Source organism: Candidatus Erwinia dacicola, from assembly GCF_001756855.1.
Taxonomy (GTDB): domain Bacteria; phylum Pseudomonadota; class Gammaproteobacteria; order Enterobacterales; family Enterobacteriaceae; genus Erwinia; species Erwinia dacicola.
This window is the reverse complement of the sequence record NZ_MAYS01000234.1, coordinates 1-3,157: the sequence shown is the minus strand read 5'-3', so window position 1 is coordinate 3,157 and position 3,157 is coordinate 1. Positions and strand designations below refer to the sequence as shown.

Here is a 3,157-nt window from a genome sequence, read left to right as displayed (position 1 = left end):
TAGTTGACCACTACACTTTTGCTGGCAGGGAAAGTTTCTATTGGCGCTCTGGTTTTCACTGCCGCACTGGGAAACACCCGGGCGGATTAACCAACATTGTAATAGGTCGCCTGTTTCCACAGAAAAATCAGGGGCGATGGCATGACACAGCAACGCACAACAACGGCGTGGCTGCACTGTTTGGGCCTGCTGCGCTTCTTTTCAGCTGGTTACCAGTGATTGGTGATCTGCTGTGCGTTGTTTCCGGGTGGTTACGTTTTGCCTAGTTGCCGGTGGTGATTTTTCTCGCTGTCGGCAAGACCTTGCGTTACGTAGTACTGGCAGCCGCAACACTTCATGGCATGGAATGGCGACATTGATTCGCTTTAGGGTGGCGCTACGGTTAACATTATGCTTAACAATAATAAGTTTTTCTCTGAACGGGAGGTCAATTTGATCCCGGACGTATCACAGGCGCTTTCTTGGCTGGAAGCTCATCCTGACGCACTTAAAGGTATTGGCCGCGGCATTGAGCGTGAAACTCTGCGCGTCAAACCGGATGGTCATCTGGCCACGACCGGGCACCCAGCTTCCCTTGGCTCAGCCTTGACGCATAAGTGGATCACCACTGACTTTGCCGAAACGCTGTTAGAGTTTATCACGCCGGTCGATCAGGACATTGATCATCTGCTGGCGTTTTTACGCGATATTCATCGTCACGTTGCGCGCGAACTTGGTGAAGAGCGCATGTGGCCGATGAGTATGCCGTGTATGATCGATCCCGATCAGGATATTGAACTGGCGCAGTACGGCAGTTCGCATATCGGCCAGATGAAAACGCTGTATCGCCAGGGACTGAAAAACCGCTATGGCGCACTGATGCAGATTATCTCTGGCGTGCACTATAACTTCTCGCTGCCACTCTCATTCTGGCAGGAGTGGGCAGGGGTGAAGGATGCGGAAAGCGGTAAAGAGGTAATCTCCGATGGCTATCTGCGTATGATCCGTAACTACTACCGCTTTGGTTGGGTGATCCCTTACCTGTTTGGCGCATCGCCAGCAATCTGCTCTTCGTTCCTGCAGGGGAAAGAGAGCGCACTGCCTTTCGAACGCAGCGATAAAGGCATGCTGTCACTGCCTTACGCCACTTCACTGCGTCTGAGTGACCTAGGCTACACCAACAAGTCACAAAGTAGCCTCAACATTACCTTCAATAACCTAGCGGAATACATCAAGGGCCTGAAGGCGGCGATTAAAACCCCGTCTGAAGAGTTTGCTGGCATGGGCATGAAGGATGAAAACGGTGACTTTCTGCAGCTGAATACCAACGTCCTGCAGATCGAAAATGAGCTGTATGCGCCAATCCGGCCGAAGCGAGTGACCCGATCGGGCGAAGCGCCTTCGGATGCACTACAGCGCGGCGGAATCGAGTATATCGAAGTGCGCTCGTTGGATATCAACCCGTTCTCGCCAATCGGCGTGGACGCCAACCAGGTGCGTTTCCTAGATCTGTTCCTGATCTGGTGTGCGCTGGCTGAAGCACCAGAGATGAGCAGCGCAGAATTGGCCTGCACGCGTAAAAATTGGAATCGAATGATCCTTGAAGGGCGTAAACCTGGCCAGACTATCGCGATGGAGTGTGAAAAAGCACAGCATCAGCTGGTATACGTGGGCAAAGCGCTGTTTAGCGACCTGCGGCGCGTAGCGGAAACGCTGGACGGGCAGAGCGGCGAACATCACTATCAGGAAGTTTGCGATCGCCTAGTGGCCTCGTTTGATGATCCTGATCTAACTTACTCAGCGCGTTTCCTGCAAACCCTGAAAGCCAATGGCATTGGCGGTGCCGGACTGGCGCTGGCCGAGCAGTATCGCCAGCAGCTGAGCGAAGAGTCGCTGGAAGTGCTGACTGAACAGCAGCTTAGCGATGAAGCTCTGCGCTCTAAGGTAAGTCAGCAGGAGATTGAAGAAAGTGATACGCTTAGTCTGGACGCCTTTTTGAAGGATAAAGGCTAGCGTTTGAAAAGAAAAGGGCTACAATCACTGTGGTCAAATTAACATCTCCGTTGTCAGGGATGAGATGATGATAACAAATGCGCGTCTTTACATATATTCAGACGCGCCGTACGCGTAAAAGTTTCATCATTGTAAAAATAAATTCATTAGTTGAGGCGACCATATGCCATTGCTGGATAGCTTTACCGTCGATCATACCATCATGAATGCGCCTGCAGTACGCGTTGCGAAGACCATTAAAACGCCTCAGGGCGATACCATTACCGTATTCGACCTGCGTTTGTGTCGTCCGAATATTGAGATTTTGACCGAACGCGGGATCCATACGCTAGAGCACCTGTTTGCCGGCTTTATGCGTAACCACCTGAATGGTGATGGTGTCGAAATCATTGATATTTCACCAATGGGATGCCGTACCGGTTTCTACATGAGCCTGATTGGCGTGCCGGATGAAAGGCGCGTAGCGACAGCGTGGAAAGCGGCTATGGAAGACGTGCTGAAAGTGAAGCAGCAGAGCGATATTCCTGAACTAAATATCTACCAGTGCGGAAGCTGTGAGCTGCACTCGCTAGAGCAAGCTCAGGAGATCGCGCGGAATGTCATCTCTAAAGAGATTGGTGTAAACCGCAATGAAGATCTGGCGCTGCCAAAAGAGAAGTTGAAAGAGCTGCACATCTAGATCGTAGTGGCTAGGCATGCCTGACCCCTATGTTTACGACCCGACTGATTCCTTCAATGAAGTTTGCGGCGTGATGCGTACCTGCTTACGAGAATATCAACGGCGTAATGCCCGACATGGACTGTAGTTGCCGGCAGCGGGATATCCGGCACTGTTGCAAAGATCTGGCGATGGTAAACTGATACCACTGTTTAGTTGAAGGAGCAGCACATGAACCCATTTATAAGGTCGACATTTTGAGCGTCATATTATCCTGTGGGCCGTCTGCTGGTACTGCAAATATGGCATCAGTTATCGTGAGCTGCAGGAGATGCTGGCTGAGCGAGGGGTAAATGTCGATCACACCACGATTTATCGATGGGTTCAGCGTTCTGCACCTGAGATGGAAAAGCGGCGGCGCTGGTACTGGCGTCAACCTTCCGGTTTTGGCTCATGGCATCTCGATGAAACCTACGTGAAGGTCAACGGACGCTGGGCTTATCTGTA

At 51.5% G+C, this 3,157-nt stretch carries 2 protein-coding genes and 2 pseudogenes; all 4 read left to right on the top strand.

Features of this window, described 5'->3' with window-relative positions; translation table 11 throughout:
- Positions 1 to 3: 3 nt before the first annotated feature.
- Positions 4 to 359: pseudogene (locus tag BBW68_RS19155) on the top strand (YqaA family protein).
- A 31-nt stretch (positions 360 to 390) separates the two neighbouring features.
- Complete coding sequence (gene gshA / locus BBW68_RS07335) at positions 391 to 1,992, top strand: glutamate--cysteine ligase (RefSeq protein WP_186821298.1); 1,602 nt, start codon at positions 391 to 393, stop codon at positions 1,990 to 1,992.
- 163 nt (positions 1,993 to 2,155) lie between these two features.
- Positions 2,156 to 2,671 carry an S-ribosylhomocysteine lyase gene (gene luxS / locus BBW68_RS07330; protein WP_070134627.1) on the top strand — a complete coding sequence of 172 codons (516 nt, stop codon included), beginning with the start codon at positions 2,156 to 2,158 and terminating at the stop codon, positions 2,669 to 2,671.
- Between the two features lie 210 nt (positions 2,672 to 2,881).
- Positions 2,882 to 3,157: pseudogene (locus BBW68_RS07325) on the top strand (IS6 family transposase); the annotation flags it as partial.

Excerpts from the sequence above, each read along its gene's own strand:
- gshA (WP_186821298.1), top strand. The coding sequence starts at position 391 with ATGCTTAACAATAATAAGTTTTTCTCTGAACGGGAGGTCAATTTGATC.
- luxS (WP_070134627.1), top strand. The coding sequence starts at position 2,156 with ATGCCATTGCTGGATAGCTTTACCGTCGATCATACCATCATGAATGCG.